Source organism: Thermosporothrix sp. COM3 (genome assembly GCF_059696735.1).
Map to the genome: position 1 here is coordinate 4,203,372 of NZ_AP019376.1, position 23,910 is coordinate 4,227,281.

At 53.9% G+C, this 23,910-nt stretch carries 21 protein-coding genes; 18 read left to right on the plus strand and 3 right to left on the minus strand.

The genetic code is table 11. From position 1 onward, the window contains the following. Nucleotides 1-32: 32 nt before the first annotated feature. Complete coding sequence (locus tag KTH_RS17800) at nucleotides 33-1,202, minus strand: carboxylate-amine ligase (protein ID WP_497620294.1); 1,170 nt, start codon at nucleotides 1,200-1,202, stop codon at nucleotides 33-35. A gap of 388 nt (nucleotides 1,203-1,590) precedes the next feature. Here KTH_RS17800 and metH point away from each other — a divergent pair, with 388 nt between their 5' ends. The 8 genes from metH to KTH_RS17840 all read left to right on the plus strand — a co-directional run bounded on the left by metH (nucleotide 1,591) and on the right by KTH_RS17840 (nucleotide 14,272). Then, nucleotides 1,591-5,169, plus strand: coding sequence for a methionine synthase (gene metH / locus KTH_RS17805; protein ID WP_497620296.1), 3,579 nt, complete (start codon nucleotides 1,591-1,593; stop codon nucleotides 5,167-5,169). A gap of 555 nt (nucleotides 5,170-5,724) precedes the next feature. After that, the gene (gene cysS / locus KTH_RS17810; RefSeq protein ID WP_111318557.1) at nucleotides 5,725-7,182 is read left to right on the plus strand and encodes a cysteine--tRNA ligase; all 1,458 of its coding nucleotides are present in this window, start codon (nucleotides 5,725-5,727) and stop codon (nucleotides 7,180-7,182) included. Nucleotides 7,183-7,268: 86 nt separating this feature from the next. After that, nucleotides 7,269-9,665, plus strand: coding sequence for a penicillin acylase family protein (locus tag KTH_RS17815; RefSeq protein WP_497620299.1), 2,397 nt, complete (start codon nucleotides 7,269-7,271; stop codon nucleotides 9,663-9,665). A 331-nt stretch (nucleotides 9,666-9,996) separates the two neighbouring features. Next, complete coding sequence (locus tag KTH_RS17820) at nucleotides 9,997-10,509, plus strand: helix-turn-helix domain-containing protein (protein WP_497620301.1); 513 nt, start codon at nucleotides 9,997-9,999, stop codon at nucleotides 10,507-10,509. A 238-nt stretch (nucleotides 10,510-10,747) separates the two neighbouring features. Then, nucleotides 10,748-11,068, plus strand: coding sequence for a hypothetical protein (locus tag KTH_RS17825; protein ID WP_497620303.1), 321 nt, complete (start codon nucleotides 10,748-10,750; stop codon nucleotides 11,066-11,068). A gap of 4 nt (nucleotides 11,069-11,072) precedes the next feature. After that, nucleotides 11,073-11,855 carry an NfeD C-terminal domain-containing protein gene (locus KTH_RS17830; RefSeq protein ID WP_497620305.1) on the plus strand — a complete coding sequence of 261 codons (783 nt, stop codon included), beginning with the start codon at nucleotides 11,073-11,075 and terminating at the stop codon, nucleotides 11,853-11,855. A 6-nt stretch (nucleotides 11,856-11,861) separates the two neighbouring features. Next, complete coding sequence (locus KTH_RS17835; protein ID WP_497620307.1) at nucleotides 11,862-13,379, plus strand: flotillin family protein; 1,518 nt, start codon at nucleotides 11,862-11,864, stop codon at nucleotides 13,377-13,379. A 119-nt stretch (nucleotides 13,380-13,498) separates the two neighbouring features. After that, on the plus strand, nucleotides 13,499-14,272 hold the full coding sequence (locus KTH_RS17840; protein ID WP_497620309.1) for a PspA/IM30 family protein: 774 nt from the start codon (nucleotides 13,499-13,501) through the stop codon (nucleotides 14,270-14,272). Between the two features lies 1 nt (nucleotide 14,273). Here KTH_RS17840 and KTH_RS17845 read toward each other — a convergent pair whose 3' ends face one another. Then, entirely contained in the window at nucleotides 14,274-14,405 is a 132-nt protein-coding gene (locus tag KTH_RS17845) for a hypothetical protein (protein ID WP_281278934.1), read from the minus strand. A gap of 45 nt (nucleotides 14,406-14,450) precedes the next feature. After that, on the minus strand, nucleotides 14,451-16,205 hold the full coding sequence (locus KTH_RS17850) for a response regulator (RefSeq protein ID WP_497620311.1): 1,755 nt from the start codon (nucleotides 16,203-16,205) through the stop codon (nucleotides 14,451-14,453). A 525-nt stretch (nucleotides 16,206-16,730) separates the two neighbouring features. Between KTH_RS17850 and rpiA the strand changes: the two genes are divergently transcribed. The 10 genes from rpiA (at nucleotide 16,731) to KTH_RS17900 (ending at nucleotide 23,908) form a co-directional block, all read left to right on the plus strand. Continuing rightward, nucleotides 16,731-17,438 carry a ribose-5-phosphate isomerase RpiA gene (rpiA, locus tag KTH_RS17855; protein ID WP_497620313.1) on the plus strand — a complete coding sequence of 236 codons (708 nt, stop codon included), beginning with the start codon at nucleotides 16,731-16,733 and terminating at the stop codon, nucleotides 17,436-17,438. 179 nt (nucleotides 17,439-17,617) lie between these two features. Then, nucleotides 17,618-18,226: an ECF transporter S component gene (locus KTH_RS17860; protein ID WP_211326000.1), complete on the plus strand. Its 609-nt coding sequence runs from the start codon at nucleotides 17,618-17,620 to the stop codon at nucleotides 18,224-18,226. 6 nt (nucleotides 18,227-18,232) lie between these two features. Then, entirely contained in the window at nucleotides 18,233-19,075 is an 843-nt protein-coding gene (locus tag KTH_RS17865; protein ID WP_111318575.1) for an ATP-binding cassette domain-containing protein, read from the plus strand. 13 nt (nucleotides 19,076-19,088) lie between these two features. After that, nucleotides 19,089-19,946 carry an ATP-binding cassette domain-containing protein gene (locus KTH_RS17870; protein WP_111318577.1) on the plus strand — a complete coding sequence of 286 codons (858 nt, stop codon included), beginning with the start codon at nucleotides 19,089-19,091 and terminating at the stop codon, nucleotides 19,944-19,946. Further along, nucleotides 19,943-20,773 carry an energy-coupling factor transporter transmembrane component T family protein gene (locus KTH_RS17875; RefSeq protein ID WP_111318579.1) on the plus strand — a complete coding sequence of 277 codons (831 nt, stop codon included), beginning with the start codon at nucleotides 19,943-19,945 and terminating at the stop codon, nucleotides 20,771-20,773. Before KTH_RS17870 ends, KTH_RS17875 begins: the two co-directional genes overlap by 4 nt. Before the next feature lie 83 nt (nucleotides 20,774-20,856). After that, nucleotides 20,857-21,261, plus strand: coding sequence for a hypothetical protein (locus KTH_RS17880; protein WP_111318581.1), 405 nt, complete (start codon nucleotides 20,857-20,859; stop codon nucleotides 21,259-21,261). Continuing rightward, complete coding sequence (locus KTH_RS17885) at nucleotides 21,258-22,481, plus strand: NRAMP family divalent metal transporter (RefSeq protein ID WP_111318583.1); 1,224 nt, start codon at nucleotides 21,258-21,260, stop codon at nucleotides 22,479-22,481. Before KTH_RS17880 ends, KTH_RS17885 begins: the two co-directional genes overlap by 4 nt. Continuing rightward, a complete protein-coding gene (locus tag KTH_RS17890) occupies nucleotides 22,482-22,907 on the plus strand; it encodes a PRC-barrel domain-containing protein (protein ID WP_111318585.1) in 426 nt (141 codons plus the stop codon). Further along, a complete protein-coding gene (locus KTH_RS17895) occupies nucleotides 22,888-23,220 on the plus strand; it encodes a PRC-barrel domain-containing protein (protein ID WP_111318587.1) in 333 nt (110 codons plus the stop codon). Before KTH_RS17890 ends, KTH_RS17895 begins: the two co-directional genes overlap by 20 nt. Nucleotides 23,221-23,278: 58 nt before the next feature. Next, nucleotides 23,279-23,908 carry a histidine phosphatase family protein gene (locus KTH_RS17900; RefSeq protein ID WP_111318589.1) on the plus strand — a complete coding sequence of 210 codons (630 nt, stop codon included), beginning with the start codon at nucleotides 23,279-23,281 and terminating at the stop codon, nucleotides 23,906-23,908. Nucleotides 23,909-23,910 lie beyond the last annotated feature (2 nt).

The following is a 23,910-nucleotide window of genomic DNA, read 5'->3' on the forward strand; positions in this document are numbered from 1 at the left end:
TGAGAAACGTTTCAAGACGGGAAATGGAGACATCAAAGCGAAAGTTCGCCCCCATATCGGGCAGAGTTACCGGCCATGCCCTCCATGACAGGATCAATATCTTTCATTGTTTGCGCTCGAAGAAAACGAACTACCTCCTGTAAATCACCGGTCTCATGATAGATGGCCAGTTGCCGATCTGCACCAGTCCCGAGGGGATCATCCAGCATCTGATACACATAAGCGACCTCGGGCTGACAACCAAGCTCTTCAGAGACCTCATGCAGGTCTGTCAGCAAGTCTCGGATCGCGTTGCGCATTGGTATAGACCTCCGACGGGAGAAATCCAGGAACCGGGCATCCAGGCCATAACGCATCGCCTGCCACAGATTTTCTTCAAGCGCCATGACAGAGCACAGTTCCTGCTCCCGTCCCTGCTCAATATCACGGGTCAGTTTCGCCACCAGCGCCTGACAGAGCGCAGCCAACGCCAGCGTATCCTGAATGGTCAGCGGCATATCACAGACACGGAACTCCAGCGTATGATAGAAAACATGCGGGCGTACCTCCCACCAGATCTTCTTTCCATTATCAATCACGCCAAGCGAGATCAATTCCTGTAGATAGGCATCAAAGGCCTGCCAGTTCGCGAATGTCGGCGGAATAGCGCTCCGCGGCAGAAGATGTTTAATGATCGGGCGATACGACTTATAGCCGGTCTCACGGCCCTCAACAAACGGTGCATTGGTTGAGAGAGCCAGTAAATGCGGCAACCACGTTCGCGCCCGATTAAACACCTGAATCAACAGGTCTCTGTCATCATCAACATAAACATGTATATGCAGCCCGAACGCCAGATTACAGAGTGCGGCTTCCCGGTATTCGGCCACCATTTCAGTATAACGTTCACCAACGCTCGGGGCCTGGCTGACCCAATGGGAAAAGGGATGAGTCCCGGCGCTCACCAATGTCTGTCCTTCTCGAGCCATCCGAGCAGCCAGCAGTGCACGAGATTCACGCAAAACATGCCGCGCCGTCGCCATATCAGGCAGAACAGGCGTGATCAGCTCAATAGTGGATTGTAACAGCTCCGGCTTGATCCTCTCCTCAAGCCCACTCACCTCTTGTTGTAAGAGTTGCGGAGCCCCGGATAAGAGGGCATTGGTTTTGTGATCGACAATCTGAAATTCCTCTTCAATCCCCAATGTAAAGCGTGTCGCCATCGGCATGCTCCTTTTTCTCTTTCAGGCCCTTCCCCTCCTGTATACAGGCGTTCTCGTCACACTCATAGTCGTCTATTCACAAATCCATATCATCATTGTACGAAGGCTACCAAGCAAAGAGCGAGCTCAAGAACGAGAAAAACGGAGATCTCAATACATCGCGTTCAGCATTATCGAGAATAATATAGACACCTCCACATCTCTGTAGCAGACATGCTATAATTGTTGAGAACCAGAGTCAACAATGCAGCTTGCCAGACAAGAGCGAAAAAACCAGATGATACAGACATTCCTGTATCGGTCATCATCCTCCCCGGTCAGTATGTGTGAGGATCTCAAGAAACAGAGAAAAACCGAAATTTCATGAATTCTGAAGAGAGGCAGCCTTATGAGTCGATATTTAGAAGCCTTATCCCGGCGTGTCCTGATCTTTGACGGCGCAATGGGGACCAATATTCAACGCTACCAGCTTACCGCCGAGGATTATGGCGGGCAGGCAACGGAAGGCTGTAACGATTATCTCGTTTTGACAAAGCCCCAGGTCATCGAAGAGCTTCACACAGGCTTCCTTGAGGTTGGGTGTGACGTGATCGAGACCGATTCGTTTACCTCCAGCCGCCTGAAACTGGACGAATATGGGCTAGGCCATCTGACCTACGATATCAATTTTACCGCAGCACAAATTGCCCGTCGTCTGGCAGATCGCTACAGTACCGCAGAACAGCCCCGCTTTGTTGCCGGCTCCGTCGGCCCTACAGGCATGCTCCCCTCCTCAAATGATCCAATGCTCAGCAATATTACCTATCAACAACTGGCAGATATCTTTTGCGAGCAAGGAAAAGCGCTATTACAGGGAGGCGTTGACCTCTTTATAATCGAGACCAGCCAGGATATCCTGGAAGTGCGGGCCGCCATTACCGGACTTCGTCGCGCTATGAAGGAAGATGGTCGTGAGGTCCCCATTCAGGCACAGGTCTCGCTGGATACCAGCGGACGTATGCTCCTGGGAACCGACATCGGAGCGGTGCTGCACACCCTGGTCGCCCTGCGCGTCGATATCGTCGGCCTGAATTGTTCCACCGGACCGGAGCATATGCGCGAGCCGGTTCGCTACCTGAGCGAGCATAGCCCGCTTCCTATATCAACCATTCCAAACGCAGGCATCCCTCTGAACGTCAATGGGCAGGCCGTCTACCCGCTGGAGCCGGAACCGATGGCTCAGGCATTGCGCGAGTTCATTACTGAATTTGGTGTGAATATTGTTGGTGGCTGTTGTGGCAGCAGCTTCGAGCACCTGCGTGCCATTGTCAATGCCTGTCGTACCGCCCCTCGCCGCCCTCGCCCCCTCGCCGACACTCACTTCACCAACAAAGACTTCAAGCAGATCATCCCTCCGGTTGTAACCAGCGCGATTCGCTCCGTGAACATGCATCAGGATCCTCCCCCGGCGCTGGTTGGTGAGCGCGTGAACGCCCAGGGAAGCCGCAAGGCCAAACAGGCGCTGCTCAACGACGACTACGATACGCTGCTTGACATCGCACGCCATCAGGTCGAAGGTGGTGCTCACGTGCTGGACGTTCAGGTCGCCACTACCGAACGCACCGACGAGGCTGATCAGATGGCAAAACTGGTCAAGACGCTCTCCATGAGCATCGAGGCCCCACTTGTCATTGATACAACCGAGGCCGATGTGATGAAAGCAGCTCTGGAAATCTACCCGGGCCGCGCTATCCTGAACTCGATCAATATGGAGATGGGCCGCCAGCGTATTGAGAAGGTTCTTCCTCTGGCGCTGGAACATGGGGCTGCGGTTGTCGCGCTCACCATCGATGAGGTTGGCCAGGCCATGACCACCGAGCGCAAGTTCGAGGTCGCCAGACGCATCTATGACATCTGCGTGAATGAATACGACCTGCCCCCCAACGCGCTGATCTTTGACCCGCTCACCCTGCCCATTACGACCGGTCAGGACGAGCTGAAATCGGCTGCGATCGAGACAATCGAAGCTATCCGCCGTATTAAGGCCGAACTTCCCGGCGCCCTGACTATTCTCGGCGTCAGTAACCTCTCCTTCGGCCTGAAACAGCATGCTCGGGCTGTCTTGAACAGCGTTTTCCTCTTCCACGCCGTGAAAGCGGGATTGGATATGGCAATCGTGAACCCGACCCATATCACCCCCTACGCCGAGATCGACGAGGAACAGCGCAAACTGGCAGAGGACCTGATCTTCAATCGCCCCGAAGCCCTGCCAAACTACATCGCCTACTTTGAGGCCCATAGCCCACAAAAGGATGAGAGCGCCGGGAAAGCTGATCCGACCGAGGGCATGACCGTGGCCGAAAAGCTGCACTGGCATATCCTGCATCGCCGCAAAGACGGTATTGAAGCCCTGATCGATCAGGCCGTTTCCGAGCATGCTGAGACGCAGGGTGTTCCCGTGGGTGAAGCCGCCGTTGCGATCCTCAACACGGTGTTACTGCCCGCCATGAAAGATGTCGGTGATCGCTTCGGTGCCGGGGAACTGATTCTCCCCTTTGTGCTGCAATCAGCCGAGGTGATGAAAAAGTCAGTGGCACAGCTTGAGAACTACCTTGAAAAGAAAGAAGGCTATACCAAAGGAAAGGTTGTCCTCGCGACCGTCTTTGGCGACGTACACGACATCGGCAAAAATCTGGTTAACACGATTCTCAGCAACAACGGCTACACCGTGTACGATCTCGGGAAACAGGTGCCACTCAACACCATTCTTGAGAAGGCCGTTGAGGTCAACGCCGACGCGATCGGGCTTTCGGCACTGCTGGTCAGCACCTCAAAACAGATGCCGCTCTGCGTCAAAGAGCTGCATAAGCGCGGACTGAATTTCCCGGTCATCATCGGTGGCGCGGCCATTAACCGCTCTTTTGGTCGCCGCATTCTCTTTGTGGACGAGCAGACGCCAGACTCACCCCCTGTTCCTTATGAGCCGGGCGTCTTCTATGCACGAGACGCCTTCGAGGGGCTGGACATCGTTGACAAGCTGACCAGCTCCGAGAGCGCGCGCAAGGCATTCATTGAAAAGGCAAAGCAGGAGGCCCTCAAGGAGCGACAGCGCAAAGGCGGGAAAGAGCAGGCCCCGGCGCAACAGGCCCCGGCAGATGAAACCCCTTCGGCCAGCGTCAAACCAGTTGATTCGATTCCAACGCCGCCATTCTGGGGACCCCGCGTGCTTGACCGTCTCGGGCTGGAAGACGTGGTTGCCTGTGCCGATCTGAACACGCTCTATCGCCTGCACTGGGGCGGCAAGGCCCACGGTGAAGAGTTCAAGCAACTGGTCACCCGCGAATTTGAGCCGCGCCTTGAACGTATGCTTCGCGAGGCACGCCAGCAGCGCTACCTGCAACCGAAGGTCGTCTATGGCTACTTCCCCTGTCAGTCGAAGGGGAACGAGCTGATCGTCTATGATTATCGCGATATGGTGCAGCCCGGCTCACCGCTTCATGAGGTGGTGCGCTTCCGCTTCCCACGCCAGCAGGAGCGTGATCGCCTCTGCCTGGCAGACTACTTTGCCTCAGTGGAGAGCGGCAAGCTTGATGTCGTGGCGCTTCAGGTAGTAACTATGGGTGAGTCAGCCAGTCAGGCAGTCCAGAAACTGCAAGACGCCGGAAACTACTCCGAGGCCTACTATCTGCATGGGCTCTCGGTTGAGTTAGCTGAGGCGCTGGCAGAATACACCAACCGCCATATACGCAAAGAACTGGGACTGGATGACAAGCGCGCCCGCCGTTATAGCTGGGGCTATGCCTCAATTCCAGAGCTTGATGAGCATGAGAAGCTCTTCAAGGTGCTGCCGGTCACGGAAACTATCGGCGTTTCGCTGACAGAAGCACATCAGCTCGTGCCCGAACAGTCAACCGCAGCACTGGTGATTCATCACCCGCAGGCCGTCTACTTCTCGGTTCGTGGCGCTACTGAGGCCGCTACCGTATAAAACAACTCCTGTGCTGTGGGAAAGAGAAAAGGTGCTCTCATTCCTACAGCACGGCATAATAGTACTATATAGCTAGAAAAATCCAGAAAAACCCGTCTGAAGTCTCGTGACAGAAGGCAAAAAGAGAGGTATTATGGCACAGTCGCGGCACATGATGCCTCTGTTGAAAGTGTTGCAAAGTACCCTTCCAGTGATTCTGATCTTTGACATCTTGTGCTGCCGTCAAAGGAGGAGCAGGGGAAGGTGTGTGAACCTATGCTTCCCCTGTCTTCTGGCTTCTAAGGAAAGGTGTATTTTTTCCCCCGCGAATATGCTATAATATCTGAAATAAATCCTTACATCTGGAGCACCGAGTGTATCAGCAAGCACTTCAGTATCAGGTTCGATATTGTACCTGTCGCTACGTTCACGAAGGAAACAAATAACCGGGACTCAGCCCTTCGTGAACGTATCGGCGTGCCTGCAGATTTGCCCATCCCCCGCACGTCCCGCCTGAGTTACCGCATCTCTATCCTGATCCTTATACGTCAACAAACCAAAAGGGGAGAAAGACTCATGTCTGCGGTTTCATCTAAACCTGTATACTTCTATAATACTCTGACTCGCTCGAAAGAGCTGTTTCAAGCGATACATCCGCCAAAAGTAAGTATTTACTCGTGCGGTCCTACGGTTTATAAAGATATCCACATCGGCAATCTCCGTACCTTCGTCATGACCGACCTGATTCGGCGTACCCTGGAATACAACGGCTATGATGTCTTTCTAGTCCGCAATATTACCGATGTCGGTCATCTGCAAAACGACGATATCGAGAGCGGAGAAGACAAACTAGAGGCTGAGGCACGCAAAACCGGTCGCTCCGCTCTCGAGATCGCGCAATACTACACCGAGCAATATATGCGCGACTCGGAAGAGCTCAACATCCTGCCGCCTCACCTCTCGCCAAAGGCAACCGACCATATTCCCGAGATTCAGGATCTGACCCAAAAGCTGCTTCAGAAAGGGCTGGCCTACATCTCCGATGGGAATGTGTACTACGATGTGGACAAATTCCCGGACTATGGCAAGCTTTCGGGGAACACTGTCGAGCAGCTTCGCGCCGGTGGACATGGCCGTCAGCAGATGGAAATTGCCGAGGACAAGCAGGCACCCGAAGACTTCGCGCTCTGGAAAAAAGGCGACGAGTCACGTCAGATGAACTGGCCGAGCCCGTGGGGCGTGGGCTTCCCCGGCTGGCACATCGAATGCTCTGCTATGTCTATGAAATACCTGGGCGAACGCTTCGATATCCATACAGGCGCGCTCGACCTTGTCTTCCCGCATCACGAGGACGAGATTGCCCAGAGTCAGGGCATCACCGGCAAACCTCCGGTAAATTATTGGATGCATGGGGAGTTCCTGATCATTGGCAACCGTAAAATGAAGGCACAGGGAAACGACGACGACAGCATCAAGATGTCGCGTTCCAAAGGGAATGTGTTGCTGATCGAGACGCTGAAAGCCGAGGGCATCGATCCGCTGGCCTTCCGCTACCTCCTGTTGACCGCGCACTATCGCTCGAAGCTCAACTACACAGATGAGTCGATCACAGCGGCGCAGAACGCGTTGAACCACCTGCGCGAGGATCTGGCGGACCTCCCGGTCAGCGAATTCTCTGGACAGTGGTCTCCAGCGGCGCAAAAGATGCGCGACGCCTTTCATACCGCCATCAACGATGATCTGGATATGCCAACCGCTCTGGCCCTGACCCGAGAGGTTGTGCGCGATCAGAGCATTGATCCCGCCGAGCGCCGTCACCTGCTGCTCGACTTTGATCGCGTTCTCGGCCTGCGGCTGAACGAGGTCGAACCGAAAAAGCCGCGTGAGATCAGCGACGAAGCCCGTGAGCTGGTACGCCAGCGCGACGAAGCCCGTAAAGCGAAGAACTGGGCCCTCTCAGATCAGCTCCGCGCACAGCTTAAGGAGATGGGCTATGAGGTACGCGATACCGCTCAAGGAACGCAACTGGTGTAGCCTTTCGTGTACAATCAGAATGGGGGTGGTGCATCGGCACGTCCCCATTCTGATAGCGTTTCAAACATAGCAAGGAGGGCTTCATTATGACTTCCTGGCGGGAGAAACTGGAACAGACCTCTGATACTATGCTCAGGCTGGCAAGCGGCACAATGAGCCTGCTCAAGCGGCAACCACAAACAGAAGGCACGCTTCGCCTGCAAGGGCTACACGACTCCGTAGAGATCATCACCGATCAGTATGGCATACCTCATGTCTATGCGCAAAATGAAGCTGATCTCTTCTTTGCGCAAGGCTATCTGCACGCCCGTGATCGCCTCTGGCAAATGGATTTTCATCGGCGTCTTGGATCCGGTCGTCTGGCGGAAATCTTTGGCGCAACTGCCATAGAAGCAGATCGCTTTAGCCGTCGTCTGGGCCTCTATCGGGACTCCCGCCGCGATGTTGCAACGCTGCCATCACAGATCAAACAGACGCTTTCAACTTATACGCTTGGTGTTAATGCCTACCTCATTCAGCAAAAGCAGAACCTCCCCGTAGAGTTTGCGATCCTTCACTATCGCCCGACGCTTTGGACCGTCGCTGACACCCTGCTCCGCTGCCGCACTATCGCCTGGATATTGAGTTCGAACTGGGAATCTGAGTTGATCCGTGCCCTCTTGATTGAGCATCTGGGTCCGGAACAGGCGGCTCGACTTGAAGGCAGTAGCGATCCCGAGCACCCGCTGATCCTGCCACCCGGCGCAACCTATCAGGGCACAACCCCGAACGTGTTGGAACAATTCGAGCAGTTCAAGCAACTCTGTGGCGCGGGCCTGATCGGCGGAAGCAATAACTGGGTTGTCGCTGGCAGCAAAAGCGAGACAGGCGCGCCGATCCTCTGTAATGATCCTCATCTCGGACAGGAAGTTCCATCCCTCTGGTACGAATGCCACCTTATCGCGGGCTCGTTCGACGTGATTGGAGCCGGCTTTCCCGGAATACCCGGCATTCTGATTGGCCATAACCGCTCTATTGCCTGGGGTGTAACCAACGTTTTTGCCGATGTGCAGGATCTCTACATTGAAGAGTTCAGTGCTGAAAATCCGCGCCAGTACCGCTATCAGGATCACTGGGAAGAAGCGACTGTACTTCGTGAGATCATTCAGGTCAAAGATGAAGAGGCAGTGGTGGAACAGGTTCGTATTACCCGGCATGGTCCGGTTATCAATGAGGATATCAAAATGCCGCTGGCCATCCGCTGGATCGGACAGGAACCGTGCACACTTCCGCAGGCCGTGCTTGGCCTCAATACTGCCCGTACCTGGGATGAGTTCCGTGAAGCACTACGCTACTGGGACACTCCGGCCCAAAACGTTGTTTATGCTGATACCAGCGGCAATATCGGTTATCAGATGGCCGGAACCGTCCCCCTCCGTGAGCAAAAACAAAACGTGTTACCAGTGCCGGGCTGGACAGGCGCTCATGAATGGACCGGCGTGATTCCCTTTGAGGAGCTGCCTCACACCCTGAACCCGGAGCAGGGCTTTCTGCTCACCGCAAATAACCGTATCGTCGACGATTCCTACCCCTATTACATTTCAAGCAACTGGATGAACGGCTATCGTGCTCAACGTATCAAGCAGTTGCTTCACAGCAAAGAGAAATTCTCGCTCGCCGATATGGTCCGTATTCAGGCCGACACCTACTCAATACCGGCTACCGAGATTCTCCCCTTCCTGCTGCGTCTTGAGCCGACCACACCTCAGGAACGTGCGGCACAGGAGATCTTGCGTTCCTGGGATTACACCCTCACCCCAGAAAGCATTGGCGCGGCTCTCTATACCACCTTTCAACGCAAACTGTCGTGGCTTGTCTTCAGCGCAGCAATCGGCGATGATGAAGCACTCCTGAGCAGCTACCTGGGCGTTGCTCATACTCCGCTGGCAAGCGATAATGAGCTATTTGGCCGCGAGGTTCCCCTGTTGATTCGCCTGCTCCACGAACAGAATGACGCCTGGTTTGCCCGAACCCGTATTCCGAATGGCCCAAAAACCTGGAATGCAGCTCTGAAAGCCGCATGGCATGGAACCATCGATGAGCTACGCGAGCGTCTGGGCGACAACATCTTGCGCTGGCACTATGGCGCGGTCCATAAGCTGACCTTCAAGCATATCCTGGGTAAGCATCCCCTGTTAGTGAAGCTGTTCAATCGCGGTCCCTATCCTATCGGGGGCGACGGCGATACCATCAATATGGGTGCAACCCTGCCCGATCGGCCAGAAGAGGTAATTTCCGTGTCTACCTATCGCATGATCGTCGACCTGGGAAATCTGGAACAGTCGCTTTCCAGTCACGCCCCGGGACAATCGGGCCTCCCGAACAGCAAGCACTTCGATGACCTGATCCAGCAATGGCTTCAGGTGGGGCATCATCCGATGCTCTACGAACGCGATACCATCACCGCCCATGCTGAAGGAGTCCTCTACCTGCATCCACGCTAAAAGCGGGAATTTTTAAACAAATCTCATACAATCCTGAGCTTTTCTTGAGCTATTCTTTAAATTTTTCGGATACACTGAAAGACATGACAGAGGTAGGGTGGTCACAGGCTCTATCCCTGCATAAAAGTGAGGCTTGTTTACCAATACCCCCAAAAAAGACAAGCCTCATTTTTTTGCCCTTTCCTTCCACATGTCTATCTTTCTCTCCAGCCCTGATAGTCCTGCTTGATAGCCAGATTCCCTGAGGCACGTCACTTCGCTTGCAAACCCTTGACAAATGGATAACAAACAGTTATGCTTGATATAGCAATTAGTTATGGGGAGCGGGAACATGGACTTAGCGGAGAAAATGAAACACTTGCGGGCCGTAGAGGGAGAACTGCGCGGACTGAATCGCCCGATGACACAAATGGAGGTCGTCAAAGCGATGAAGGAAGAGCTGAATGAGAGCATCAGCCAGGCCTATCTCTCTCAACTGGAAAGCGGAAAACGGGTGCATCTTACGGCCTCAACCCGCGATTTGCTCGCCCGCTTTTTTAAAGTGCATCCCGGCTACCTGGTCAGTGACCCACCAGATTATAGCACAGACTTATTAAGTGAGTTTGAAAGCGAAAGCGATCGACTGCATACCTGGCTTGTCGCAGGAGCCGCCGAATGGCGTTCAGAACCGGACCTGCACGCCCTCTTGCATCTTCTCGCTTCATCAGAGAGGCCGCGACACCTGTTGATGTTGCTCCGGCAACTGGCAGAATTGCCACTTGAAGAGCTAGAGGCGATTACAGAGGCAGTTACCAGCCATGAAGCGCTCTTTCTCGATGAGGACCAGACTTCTTATCAGGAGTAAAAGAAAGCAAGAATCTACTCGGCCCGTACAGGGATATCGGTACTAATGGCCCTCTTATAGAGAAGATATTGTATTTTCTCAGCGGTTCCGCGTTTTATTACTCAGGATACTGCGTTGTGTATAACAATTCGCAATCGAACGCAGCCTTTTCTGATCGGGTTCCAGCAAGCGAAGGGAGAGAACACCATCCTGTAAGGAGAGAAGCCAGAAGCATCTTCTCTAGTGTAAGGGGAATAGTATGAAACAGAGTCAAGCACAGCACGCAGGACAGGAACAGCAGCATGTCCTGTTTACTCCAGGGCACAGCGTTCTTTCGCGCCGCTTTCCGATCCTGCTTCCGGTCATCTTGTTTGGTTCCGCCGTGGCCTTGCTTGCAACCAGCCTTCTTCTTGATGATCGGCCATTTCCAGTACTGGGTTTTCTAGGCATCTCTCCCGTCTCGTTTTGCCTTGCAATCGCATGCGCGTTAGCTATCACCGCTGTTCTTCTCGGGATAGCATTACTGGCCGAGCGCATGGACCGATACAGCACACAACCGGTGATGGTTACGAAGGAGTAGCATCATGATAGCAACTGATCCGCTCTCATTATTCTTCATATTCTGTTTTGGTTTTGGCCTGCTTTTCCTGCTCATCGTCGCGATGATGGGAAGCATCGGGCACGGTCATGTACACGATGCAGGTGGGCATCACTTCAGTGACCTGCTGCATACACACCACGTTGATACCGGATATGGAGATCATGGAGCACATGGGCATAATGATGGCATGATTACAGATGGCGATGGCGGGGATCATCATTTTTCGCTACTCGCGATTCTGAATCCGACCGCAATCGTGCTCTTTCTGCTCTGGTTCGGATTTTTTGGCTATCTGTTCAAAAACGGAGTACATTTTGAGTTTCCGTTAACCATGATCCTCTCGATCGTCGGAGGCGTTATTATTGCTGCCCTGATCCTGAAATTGCTGAACCGCATCGCGGGAGGGAGCGAAGGAGAGACCATTCAGGATGTATCGGACCGCACCGGCCTCGTGGGCAAAGTAACCCTGACCATTCAAGAAGGAAGCATCGGTGAAATTATGTACACCTCTCCGAGCGGTCTGCGCAAAAGCATTCCGGCTCGCAGCGTTGATGGTCGCCGCCTCGAGCGTGGTCAGGAAGTCGTTGTGCTGAGTTATCAAAAAGGGGTTGCAGAAGTGGATACATGGGAGCATTTTGTCAGCCAGGAGCAAGAGAACCCGGAAGCGCTCCCCGATGCAAGCGCTCTGGATGAACTGGAAGCTTTTTTGAAAGAATCCGATCACCCTTCTGAATCTACTATGCGCAAAGATCTACAAAAGGAGTAAACTTCTATGGACATGCTTGTAATGATAGGAATAGGCGTTGTCGTCCTTGTGATCGTCGTCCTTATCCTGTTACGCATTATAAGCAGCATCCTGCGCAAGGTCGGCCCCAACCAGGCATTAATCATCTATGGTACCGGAGGCGCAACCGTCATCACCGGAGGGGCAAAATTTGTTATCCCTCTATTTCAGCGTGCCGAAGAGTTCTCGCTTGAGTTGATGTCTTTTGATGTCGCTCCGGCGCAGGCGCTCTACACCTCGCAGGGCGTTGCGGTCAACGTTGAAGCGGTGACGCAGATCAAAGTGCGCTCGGATACGCAGAGCATTCTGACCGCAGCAGAGCAGTTCTTGAGCAAAACCCGCGAGGAGCGCGAAAGCCTGATCCGTCTGGTTATGGAAGGCCACCTGCGCGGTATCGTAGGTCAGCTTACCGTTGAGGATCTGGTCAAAGATCCCGAAAGCGTCGGTGCAAAGATGCTGCGCACCGTCAGCGCCGACATGGACAAGATGGGCCTGGAGGTCATCTCATTTACCATCAAAGATGTGCGTGACGAAAACGATTACATCACGAACATGGGCCGCCCGGAAATCGCCCAGATTCGCAAAAATGCCGACATCGCGACCGCACTGGCGGAACGCGACACGCAGATTCAGCAGGCAAATGCCTCACGAGAAGCAGCCGTTGCACGTGCCGCTGCCGATCAGGAGCGCGTCAAAGCCGAAACCGAATCAATGGCGAAGCAGTCCGAGTTTCAGCGCGACCTCTCCATTAAGCGAGCTTCCTATGAGGCTGAGATCAAGAAGCAGCAGGCAGCCGCCGATAAGGCCTATGATATTCAGGCCAATATCGTGCAGCAGCAGGTCGTCACTGAGGCCGTCAAAGTGACCGAGTTCGAGAAACAGGCCCAGATCAAGGTGCAGGAAGCCGAAATCCGCCGCCGCGAACTCGAACTACAGGCAACCATCCAGAAAGCCGCCGAGGCAGAACGCCGCCGCATTGAAACCGTCGCAGAAGCAGAACGTCAGCGCCTGACACTCGAAGCTCAAGGTCAGGCAGATGCCGCCAAGATGCGCGGTCTTGGTGAAGCGGAAGCCAACCGGGCCAAAGGTCTCGCCGAGGCAGAGATCATCAAAGCTCGCGGTCTTGCCGAAGCAGAAGTTATCAAGGCCAAAGGTGAAGCGGAAGCCCAGGCCATGAAGGTGAAAGCCGCCGCCTACCACGAGTACAATCAGGCAGCTGTCCTCGACAAGCTACTTACCGGCATGCCGGATGTGGTTCGCGCCATTGCCGAGCCGCTGAGCAAAGTCGACAAAGTGACCATCGTTTCCACTGGAGGAAAAGACGGGCTGGGTGCAAGCCGCCTGACAGGCGACATCGTCAATATGGTTGCTCAGGTTCCCGCTCTCTTCGAGTTGTTGAGTGGCACGAAAGTTGGTGACTTGATGAATCGCGTTCCCTCGTTGAACGGGCAGAACCCGGGCGACGCGGAAAATACCGAGCAGACAACGGGGAGCGAGAAGCAATAATGTATAGTACCTATAGCAAGTAAAACGGATTGTCAGGCGGGGCGCTTTCTTTGCTCCGCCTGCTCCGAGTTTTGCCCTCCTGCCATACTTACTGTCTATCTTTCAAGGGAGAATGGCCTATGAACTTGTTGGAGCGTGTGCTTACCCTGCTACGCATCAGTCTGAGCAGCGTGGTTGAGCAATCTGATGATCCAGATAAAGCGCTACAGCAACTGCGCCTTGATCTGCGCAATCAACTGGTACAGGTCAAAACACAAGTTGCAACGGCTATTGCCGAGAGCCATCAGCTACGCAAACGCTGTACAGAAAAGCAGGCAGAAGCCGAAAAATGGCTGCATAAAGCCGAACAAGCAATCGAGCAGAATAATGATAGTCTGGCCCGTACTGCGCTCAGCCAGTACAACGAATTGAACAAGCAGGCACAGCGCTATCAACACCTGCAAACCGATCAAGAGCGGGTTATTACGGTCATGCGTGGCGCATTACGCCGTCTTGAAGCAAAGATTACGGAGGTCGAAACAACGCTCGAACTGCTGGAGACGCGCAAACGAAACGCCTTATTGCAGCAGCGTGTCTTTGAAGCGCTGAATCGCACCCGGGGTATCCAGAATGACCCACGTACGCAACAGGCTCAGGCCACAACCCAGGACGCCGAAGCGCGAGCACAGGCGCTGGTCGAACAGCATCAGCGAGATCTGGCGAATGAGCTGGAGGCGATATCGGAAGAGCAGCGGCTAGAACAGCAGCTCCAGGCACTTAAAGCCAGGAAGAGCGCACAGGGGCGTCTACCCGGGCGTAAGCGGACCACAACCGATAACCTGACAGCCGGTATCTCACCCGGGGAATTAAGCCTTGATGAGCTGAAAAAGCATATGGAGGCGTCGCAGGATTAATTTATGAATACGGACCGAATAGAAGAACGAAAACAATAACTACTGCCAGGGCAATAAACATGCCGACAATAAATGAAAAGTAGTTATTGTTTCTCTCTTCTTCGGTAACAACCTTTTTCTTCTCTTCTGCCATGTTCACGTTTCCCTTTGTTTCTTCTTTGTATCTTTTCCCGGTCTCTTATACACCGGTATTTTTCAGCGCTCCATCGATCGCGTTTTCAGCATCTACCAGCAACTTGCGGCATTCCGTGGTATCCACATCACGCGAGGTCATCAGAACCAGAAAAGCATTCTTCTCTGCGCCAACGGTGCGAAGGAACAGCATGCGTTCTGTGCTGGCAATCATCAGATCATCAAACCCGCCCCAGCCACTCTGGTGTAAAGATTGTACAACATTCTGTAAAGCAATGCTAAGCTGTTTGCCAGCACGCGAAACGTCCAGTTCTTCAATCGCTACCTGCGCAATTGGCTGTCCCTCGCTGGTAATCACAGCCGCGGCCACAAAACCACGGACCGAGTATCCTAGCGTCTGCAACACCGACACCAGCGCGCCATAGTTCAAATTGCGTCGAATTGCCCGTTGTTGACCACTTGCCGAAGAAATAGGCGAAAGCTCCGCACTGTTCCCGGGCAACTGATGGGAGAAAGAGGAGATAGCCTGTTGATTGCCCGTATTTGTTTGCCGTTCAAACGGCGCCGGACTGACCGCCTCGGTTAAAACCACTTTGCGGGGGCCGGTCGTTTGTAGTGGAGCAATTTGTCCGGTCGAGCCGTTGGGAAGCTGCCATTCAGATGGCCCGGGAGCAGCCGTCGGCGGCATCTGAACCGCAGGTATATGAGAGGCCGTAGGCTGATCGGTCACCCACGAGGGCGCTTCCTGTTGCGCACGTGCAATAGCTCTCCTTTCTTCTGACAACGAGAGCGGGCCGCTATCAAAAGCGAACGCCGGATCGCTGAAGGTGACCCCTTGCACGTTATTATTGCCCATCGCGGCATACATCCCGCTATTCTTATTCTCTGGCTCTAAGGAAGGAGCTTCCTCGGCAGGCGGCTCCCACCACTGACCGTTTTCCGCCGCCTGAAAGGGATTCTGCATCAGCATGGTCGCCTGATCTGGCACCTCTTCTCCGGCAGGGGCCACAAAGCCAAATGGAGTATCATCGATCTCATCAAGATCAAAGGAGAAACCCGCCTCGTTTTGCTGTGGCTCCAGCGGAGGCTGAAGCGGTGAAGAGCCGCCATTCTGAGCCGCCTGCGCCCGCGAGCGATATTGCAGGGCCTGTAAAATCAGGCGGGAAAGCGGCTGCGTCACATTCGAGGTCGCCGGGCCGCTCCACGGCTGATGAGTAACCGTCCCATTCTTATGGGCAGCAAGAGCAAAAAAGGCCTCTTCTCCGCGCAGCATACCATACTCAGCCCAGATCAATTCGCCATTCTGGAAGCGCAGCACGCCACGCTCTTCAAGGCCGGTGTTCACCACCAACGCAATGCTCTTTCGGCTCATTGTGACAATTTGAATGACATCCAGCAGGTCAAATGATTCGAGATTCGCAGAAAATCCGCTCTGTTGCTGTAAACGGCGTAGCTCCTCACGTACCACACGCATATCAAGCGGCTTCTCCAAAAAGCCAACCGCTCCCCCTTCCAGCACCTGCATGCGCTGCTCCTCAGGCGTATTGGCATTGCCAATCATAATCATATTTGTATTTGGACGATATACCCGCAGCCACTGCAATAATTCAAGCCCATCAATTCCAGCCGCCTTTAAATCACACAGAACTGCGTCATATTCTTCTGCCCAGAGCACCCGAATAGCATCAGTCCCGTTTGTCACCCCCTGGACAACATAGCCATCCTTATGAAGCGAGTTCACGAGAGCCTGGTTCAGCATTTCATCGCTTTCAACCACAAATACGCGTGATATATTCGTCATTGTTTTCTACCACCTGCAACAGAGATTGACCTGCTTCGTTCTATCTGTCCGTTTCTTTGCCTCAATCCTCAGCAGCCTTTGAGGACCGCTGCAAGCCTCATCCTCGACGATGGAGGCGAGATGTGATTGCAGCTCTGCATCCCCGGGGGATGAGCACCAGCAATCCAGAGCGACGTGTTCCATGAAAGCGGGTGAAGTCTCCTCTGCGACATCCTTTTCAGAACAGGGTCGTGCTTCCGCGCGATAGGCTCAGTTTTTCCGAAAGGGTATTTTTACATCATCCAGTAGCGCAAATAATCAGTATTGCCGATAGGAGCATTCTTCACGTGATGAGTGTATCACGATGAGGTATGGATAGCAAGAATATAAGCAACTTGTACTTCCCTGTCACGTCCTTCTCTCTCTCACCCTCTTGAGCAAGCCCCGATTTGATGTCAACTTGTGCGACGTGCTATACTCATCTAGGAATAGACATTCCAGAAAAGAGACGCCTACGCGCGTCTCTTCATTCTGTTGGGAGGAACCATGATACCCCACGAAAACCTGCTTGAATCCTGGAAAAAGGCAGCAGGAACCCGGGCAGCGGAGCTAGTCGAAGATGGGATGCTTGTTGGTCTTGGGACTGGCACAACCGCACATTACTTCATTACCGCACTGGGTCAGCGCATTCAGGAGGGGCTCCAAATCAAAGGTGCAGTCTCCTCCTCGCTCGGTTCACAGGAACTGGCGAAGAAAGTTGGTATTCCTGTCACAACTCTTGATTTCAATCCGACGCTTGATCTTTATATAGATGGCGCCGATGAAATTGATCCCTTCCTGCGCCTTGTGAAGGGCGGTGGAGGCGCTTTGTTGCGCGAGAAAATTGTTGCCACAGCCGCCCGCCGCTTTGTTGTAATTGCAGATGAGACCAAGCTGGTTCAGCGACTCGGGACTCACTGTCCCATCCCGGTTGAGGTCGTGCCTTTCGCCATCACTCCAGTTCGTCATCGTCTGGAGGCTCTGGGAGCACTGGTCAAGCTTCGCCAGAAACCCGCTTCAGATGCTCCATTCATCACTGACAACGGCAATGTCATTCTTGATTGCACATTCCCCGATGGAGTCGCCGACCCAGAAGCAATTGACACAGCCATGCAGCGCATTGTCGGCCTCGTCGATACCGGCTTCTTCCTGAAGATGGCCGAAGAAGCGATTATTGCAGGAAAAGATGGCATAAAAGTACTCAGGCCAAACTAGCGCATCTTATACCTCAAAAAGTCGCTTGACATAACAAAGCTGTGCCAGATATTATGCTTGAGAAGCATTATCTCTCAAGCATACTCTTTTTTTGAGAGAGCGCCTTCTGTTTTTTGATGCGTTGAACAACAAGATCCTCAGCCTCTCAGATCAGGCTGAGATAAAGAAGAGGTGCCATCTTGAAGGAGAAAGGGAACCGGGACATTACCCGCGAGCCCGCTATCTGGTCAATCACAACCGATCGAATCGTGATTGCCGGTATTCTGGCTGCGATCACTATCTGCATTACCCTTATTCCTGGTATCGGCTTTATCCCTATTCCCAACATTACCGGGAACGCCACAATTGCGCATATTCCAACCGTGATCGGGGGCATCATCGGTGGGCCTGTGGTAGGCTTTTTCTCCGGCCTTATCTTTGGTATTATGAGCTTACTTCACGCCACTATCCCGATGTTTAAAGATCCACTGGTTTCAATCCTGCCCCGTATTTTCATCGGTCTGGTAGCCTGGGGAGTCTTCGCGGCTCTCAAACGCCTGAATACGGACCTTGCCGCAATCATGGCGGGCTTCCTCGGCTCCGCCACCAATACGGTACTGGTTCTGGGCATGGGCCTGCTGCGCGGCTACGTCCCGCTGGCTCTGCTCCCAACCGTGCTCCCTCAGGCCATCGCGGAGGCAATTATCTCGGCTCTGCTGGCTGAGGTGATTGTGCGCAGCTATTCTATTGTCCAGCGTCGTCTGGTGCACGCCCCGGAGACAAAAAACCGCGACGAATTGCCCTATTAGAGAAGTATGTTAGAAGTCAAAGACGTTACATTTCACTATAGCCGGGAGGAGCGTAATGCTTCTCCTGTTCTTCAGCAGATCAACCTGAAGATTGAGCCAGGTGAAACCGTTGCCATTCTCGGGCAAAATGGGTCAGGAAAAAGCACACTGGCGAAGCTCTTAGCCTCAATCCTGCGCCCGTCGAGCGGCTCCATTCTGGTTGATGGACTCTCAACTACAGCGCATGGTGAGGCGCTCTGGACCATTCGTCAGCATGTAGGGATTGTATTTCAAAATCCCGATGACCAGCTTGTCGCCAACACCGTCATCGACGATATCGCCTTTGGTCCCGAGAATCTGGGCCTGCCACGCCCTGAGATTGAGGAGCGCGTTCAGGAAGCGCTGGCACTGCTGCAACTGGAAGCGTATGCCCATATGCCGATTCAAGATCTTTCAATCGGGCAGAAACAACGGGTCGCCATCGCGGGCGTGCTGGCAATGCGTCCGCGCTACCTCCTGCTTGATGAGCCCACTACCATGATTTCAGGCCAGACAGCCCGGCACTTGCTGGAAACTGTCCACCGTCTGGCACGAGAGCGCTCACTGGCTGTGGTGCATATCACCCATTTTATGCATGAGGTTGCGCACTTTCAGCGGGCTATCGTCATGCATCAGGGGCGTATCCTTTTCGACGAGACACCTGCACAGCTTTTCACGCGTATAGAGGAACTGGAAGCAGTGGGCCTCGATGTGCCTCTGATCTGTAGACTTGGGCAACGGCTGCGTGAACGGGGCCTGACCTGGCTACCGCACACCCTGCTCTCCAGTGCCCAATTGAAAGCTGCCTTCCAGCAACACCTGGCAGAATAAACAGGAGAAAAGAGTGACACTGTTCACGCTGCATAACGTTTCCTATACCTATCTAGAGGGCACACCTTTCGCGACAGAGGCCCTGCATCGGCTCTCGCTCTCTATTGAGTCCGGACAAACGACGGCGCTTGTCGGGCCAACAAAGGCAGGCAAATCGACGCTACTGGATCTGCTGGCAGGGCTTATTCAGCCAGGCGAGGGGACCTTCCTTTTTGAAGGAAGTCCAGTCACCGATATCGAGCGCCTGCGCGCAAAGGTGGGTATTGTCTTCCAATCGCCCGAAGCCCAGATTTTTGAGGAGACAGTCGGTAAAGATGTCTCCTTTGGTCCCTTGCAAAAGAACATCAGCGTTGCCGAATCGCGTCGGCTGGTGCAAGAATCTCTTGAAGCGGTCGGACTGCCCTACGAAGATTTTCGGACCCGCTACACCTACGCCCTGAGCGGAGGGCAGAAGCGCCGCGTCGCTATTGCTGGAGTGCTGGCGATGCAACCAGATGTGCTGCTCTTCGATGAGCCAACCGCCGGTCTTGATCCCCGGGGCCGACGCGAATTGCTTGAGCTGATCGCGACCCTCAAACACCGAATGACGATCATCTATGCATCCAGCAGCCTCGCTGATGTGGCCGAACTGGCCGACACCATCCACATTCTCGATCAAGGACAATGCCTGTTCTCAGGAAGTCCCCGCGACATTCTGGCGCGAGCAGAGGAGATCGCGGCACTTGATATCGCGCTTCCCGAGGCAGCACAGATTGCCCTGGACATGCGTAGTGTCTTCCCTGACCTGCGTACTGATGTGGCCAATCTGGCCGAGCTGGAAGACGTGTTGCTCTCCGCTTCCATCCCTGACCGCATGGAGACCCAGCCATGATACAGATTACCCGTAATATCACTTTCGGGCAGTATATTAATAACGGCTCCCTGCTTACCCGCATCGATCCGCGTACCAAGCTCTTTTGTTTTATTGTCCTGACCATCGTTGTCTCGATCATCCATAGCTTTCTGGCCTTTGCGCTCTGCCTGCTGCTCTGTCTGTGGATGCATCGTCTCTCGCGCCTCTCGACCGCCTACGTCCTGCGGGGCTTCAAGCCGTTTCTTGGCTTTCTTGCCTTTATCTTCGTCCTGCAGACGCTCTTCTATAGCGCTCCGGCCCAACATGTTTTCTGGCGCTGGGGGATCCTGAGCCTGAGCGGTGAAGGGCTGCTCTACAGTGCAACCATTCTCGTTCGCGTCTTCTTCCTCTACTATCTGGCCTCATTGCTGCTCTTTGTCACCTCAATGGTTGACTTTACCGATGGGCTGGAAGCGCTACTTAGCCCATTCCAGAAAATCGGCCTGCCGGTGAACGCCTTCATCATGGTCTTTGTGGTCGCACTGAAGTTTATCCCCCTGACGCTTGCCGAGATCGAGAGGCTGGTGAAAGCACAGGCAGCCCGCGGTGTGCGTTTCGATCAGGGAAACTTTCTGCAAAGAACCCGCAAACTCGCGCCTTTGCTGGTGCCACTCTTTCTCAATAGCTTTAAGCGTGCCGAAGCGCTTAGCACAGCAATGGAGGCCCGCTGTTATGGGATGCACAGGGGATGGAGGCGCAGCAAACGCCGCCAGTTCTCCTTTACCCGTGTGGAGGCGATCACCCTGATTGTTGTCTGCCTGGTGGGTGTGCTGGCACTTGTCATAAATGGCTTCGCTCCAGTGTGAGAGCGGAGCCTGTTCTTTTTCTGTGTGCTTCTTCGTGTCTATGTAATAAAGCCTTCGGGGCGTTTGCAGAAGGAGCACACACTATGACACAACACCTGAAATCCTGTTGCTTCTGCCTGTTCTGCCTTGTTTTTCTGGTCAGTTGTCGTTTCACCAATACCGATTTCGAGCGCACTGTTACCAATGCGGGCGCTACTTTCGCGGCGGGAGCAGTTACCCTGCAATATGTGCATCAGGGAAAACTGCCGCTTCCCTATGCCCGCTCGACCTTTGAGCAATTAGTGGGGACAATTGCAGGAACCGACCAGCAGCTTGCCACCTTAGAAGGCGCTCCTCCTCTTGCTCAAATCAAACCATTACTTGCCAGCTTTCGACCTGCCTTTCAGGCTCTAAAACAGCCCTGCCTGACCAATACCTGCAACTGGCAGATACAATATCAGAGCTTGCAGACCGCCAGCAGGCTTTTTCAGGAAGCGGGGAAGTCGTGAGAAAATGGTTTGGGATCCTGCTTGGCATCATGACAGCAATGGGAGGCTTTCTTGACGCCGGAACCATCGTCACCGCTGGAGAAGCCGGAGCCCGCTTCAGCTTTGGCCTGATCTGGGTGGTACTTCTGGCAACCATTGCTGTGATCCTGCTGATCGAAATGATCGGGCGCTTTACCGCCATCTCCCAGAAAACCTATGCTGAGGCCATACGCGAGAATTTCGGCTTCCGCTTTTATCTTGTCATTCTCTGTAGCGAGATTATCGCCAGTACCCTGCTGCTCTCCGCCGAAATTGGAGGCGTTGCCGTCGCGCTCTCGCTACTGACCGGGATCTCCTGGCACTGGCTCTCCCCGCTCTCGGCTCTGCTTATCTGGCTGATTGGCTGGCGAGCCTCGTTCAGCTTTATCGAAAACGCTCCTTCGCTGCTCGGACTCACTATGCTCTCGTTTATCGCGGGTATTATTCATCTGGGCGGACCACCGCCGGAGCTGTTCCCGACGCTGTGGCGTCCAGACATCCCGGAGGGAGATTTCGCCGAATATCTCTATCTGGCCGCGGCCTCTTTTGGCGCGACTATCAGCCCTTATCTGCTCTATTTTTACTCTTCAGGAGCACGGGAAGAGCGTTGGACCAGGCACTCCTTGACGCTAAACCGTGTTACAGCGATCATTGGTATGAGTTTTGGCTGTACCGGGACACTGGCCTTAATTATACTGGGAGCGATGACCCTCAAGCCCCTGCATCTCAGTTCGGGTACAATGGGCGAACTCGGATTGACAATCGCGAAAGCCTTTGGGCCCTGGGGCGCTATCCTGTACGCAACAACGCTCTTCGCTACCTGCCTGAGCGCTGCCCTTGAGGTCAACCTTGCGGTTTCCTATAACATCGCCCAGGGATTTGGCTGGGAATGGGGCGAAAACAAAAAGCCAGTCAAGGTGGCGCGCTTCAAACTGGCGCTGATGAGTATTCTGCTGACCGCGTTCATCATCGGCAGTGTCGGAATTGATCCCCAACAACTGGCGCTGATCGGCTCGACTGTCATCGCGCTCCTGTTGCCCATTTCACTCAGTCCTTTCTTAATCCTGATGAATAACCGAGAATACCTGAAGAATTACACAAACGGGCTGGCCTTAAATATCGTGATTATCATTATTCTGGCGGTTGCATGGGTCATCGCGGTCAGTTCGCTCCCGCTGATTATTCTCAGTGGAGGTGGCTAAATGGATCAGCCAATGCAAAGCGAATATGGCGAATACTGGGACAACCTCTTGAAGCAGGAAAGAAAGCTTGCGATCCGCGATATTATCGACTCACAATTAGTGACAGAGGATGGCCTGCGTATCGGACGCGTTGCCAGCATTGAATGTCTGCTCGGAGATGATACCTCTCCTGTGCTGCTTCACCTGCTGGTCGGACCGGAGGCGCTGGCAAGTCGCATCAGTCCGCGCCTGCGAAAGTGGCTGCATTTCTTCCTGCACGGTCGGTTTGAATATAAGATACCACTCAGCGAGGTCAAGCGTTTTGGCCCAACCCTGCTATTGCATGGTCCAGCCTCCCACTATGGCCCGGGACGCTCAGAACAATGGATTGCACGCACTCTTTTTCGCTGGATTCCGGGAAGTGGCTATGAGAGTTCTGAGAATTGAAGAGGTGCTTGATAAGAGGATCGTTTCGACCGAAGGTAAACTGATCGGCCATGTGTTGGATATTCAGGTGTCGAAGCAAGCAGATAAATCAACCGAACCAACGTATACAATTACGGCGCTGCTCTGCGGCCGGTACGGCCTTCTCCATCGGTTACACGTAGCGCTGCCCTTTGCACGTCTGCTAAAAGTACGGCCCGATACGCAAATAGTGCTCTGGGAACACGTACTGCGCGTCGAGAAAAAGGCGATCATCGTCCGTAGTTTACCTGACAAGCAAAGCTACTCTGTTCCAGCAGCCCCTGAAGACGAGTGACCATTTCTGCTATGATACTTTATGACTATCTGAGAAACGAGAGGTATGCTTTTTTTCTATGAATACTGGTACGACTCGTCTCCTGTTCGTGCGGCATGGACAGACCAGAACCAGCCGCGATGGTTATTGTTGTGGCCGCACCGAAGTTCCACTGACCGAGTATGGAGTACAGCAGGCTGCCGCTCTGGCAGAACGGCTTCGCGATGAGCCTATCCACGCGCTTTATTCCAGCCCTCAGCAACGAGCCATTCAGACCGCGACTCCATTGGCCCGGATAACCGGTTTACCCCTACAACAGCGGGAGGAGCTACGCGAAATGGATTTCGGTTCCTGGGAGGACTTGCCCCGCAGCGAGCTGGCACGACGTGATCCCGACTTGCTGGCCGCCTGGGACCGCGGTTCCTGGCGCGCCTGGCCTCCTGATGGCGAAACACCACAGGCAGTGCTGGCAAGGCTTGTTCCCTGCCTGGATGAAATAGTGAAGACACATACAGGCCAGACGGTGTTGATTGTATCGCATAAAACGGTGCTTCGTCTGCTGATCGGGCATATGTTAGAGCTGAATCTGCGCAGTAGTCGCCGCCTGGAGATGGAGCCGACGGGCCTTTCAGAAGTACACCTACAGGGAGATCAGGCAACACTGGTACGCTACAACGATACTACGCATATACAACACCTGCGCGTCTGAGA

Coding starts and splice junctions, on each gene's coding strand:
- KTH_RS17800 (WP_497620294.1), bottom strand. CDS start 1,202: ATGGCGACACGCTTTACATTGGGGATTGAAGAGGAATTTCAGATTGTC.
- metH (WP_497620296.1), top strand. CDS start 1,591: ATGAGTCGATATTTAGAAGCCTTATCCCGGCGTGTCCTGATCTTTGAC.
- cysS (WP_111318557.1), top strand. CDS start 5,725: ATGTCTGCGGTTTCATCTAAACCTGTATACTTCTATAATACTCTGACT.
- KTH_RS17815 (WP_497620299.1), top strand. CDS start 7,269: ATGACTTCCTGGCGGGAGAAACTGGAACAGACCTCTGATACTATGCTC.
- KTH_RS17820 (WP_497620301.1), top strand. CDS start 9,997: ATGGACTTAGCGGAGAAAATGAAACACTTGCGGGCCGTAGAGGGAGAA.
- KTH_RS17825 (WP_497620303.1), top strand. CDS start 10,748: ATGAAACAGAGTCAAGCACAGCACGCAGGACAGGAACAGCAGCATGTC.
- KTH_RS17830 (WP_497620305.1), top strand. CDS start 11,073: ATGATAGCAACTGATCCGCTCTCATTATTCTTCATATTCTGTTTTGGT.
- KTH_RS17835 (WP_497620307.1), top strand. CDS start 11,862: ATGGACATGCTTGTAATGATAGGAATAGGCGTTGTCGTCCTTGTGATC.
- KTH_RS17840 (WP_497620309.1), top strand. CDS start 13,499: ATGAACTTGTTGGAGCGTGTGCTTACCCTGCTACGCATCAGTCTGAGC.
- KTH_RS17845 (WP_281278934.1), bottom strand. CDS start 14,405: ATGGCAGAAGAGAAGAAAAAGGTTGTTACCGAAGAAGAGAGAAACAAT.
- KTH_RS17850 (WP_497620311.1), bottom strand. CDS start 16,205: ATGACGAATATATCACGCGTATTTGTGGTTGAAAGCGATGAAATGCTG.
- rpiA (WP_497620313.1), top strand. CDS start 16,731: ATGATACCCCACGAAAACCTGCTTGAATCCTGGAAAAAGGCAGCAGGA.
- KTH_RS17865 (WP_111318575.1), top strand. CDS start 18,233: ATGTTAGAAGTCAAAGACGTTACATTTCACTATAGCCGGGAGGAGCGT.
- KTH_RS17875 (WP_111318579.1), top strand. CDS start 19,943: ATGATACAGATTACCCGTAATATCACTTTCGGGCAGTATATTAATAAC.
- KTH_RS17880 (WP_111318581.1), top strand. CDS start 20,857: ATGACACAACACCTGAAATCCTGTTGCTTCTGCCTGTTCTGCCTTGTT.
- KTH_RS17890 (WP_111318585.1), top strand. CDS start 22,482: ATGGATCAGCCAATGCAAAGCGAATATGGCGAATACTGGGACAACCTC.
- KTH_RS17895 (WP_111318587.1), top strand. CDS start 22,888: ATGAGAGTTCTGAGAATTGAAGAGGTGCTTGATAAGAGGATCGTTTCG.
- KTH_RS17900 (WP_111318589.1), top strand. CDS start 23,279: ATGAATACTGGTACGACTCGTCTCCTGTTCGTGCGGCATGGACAGACC.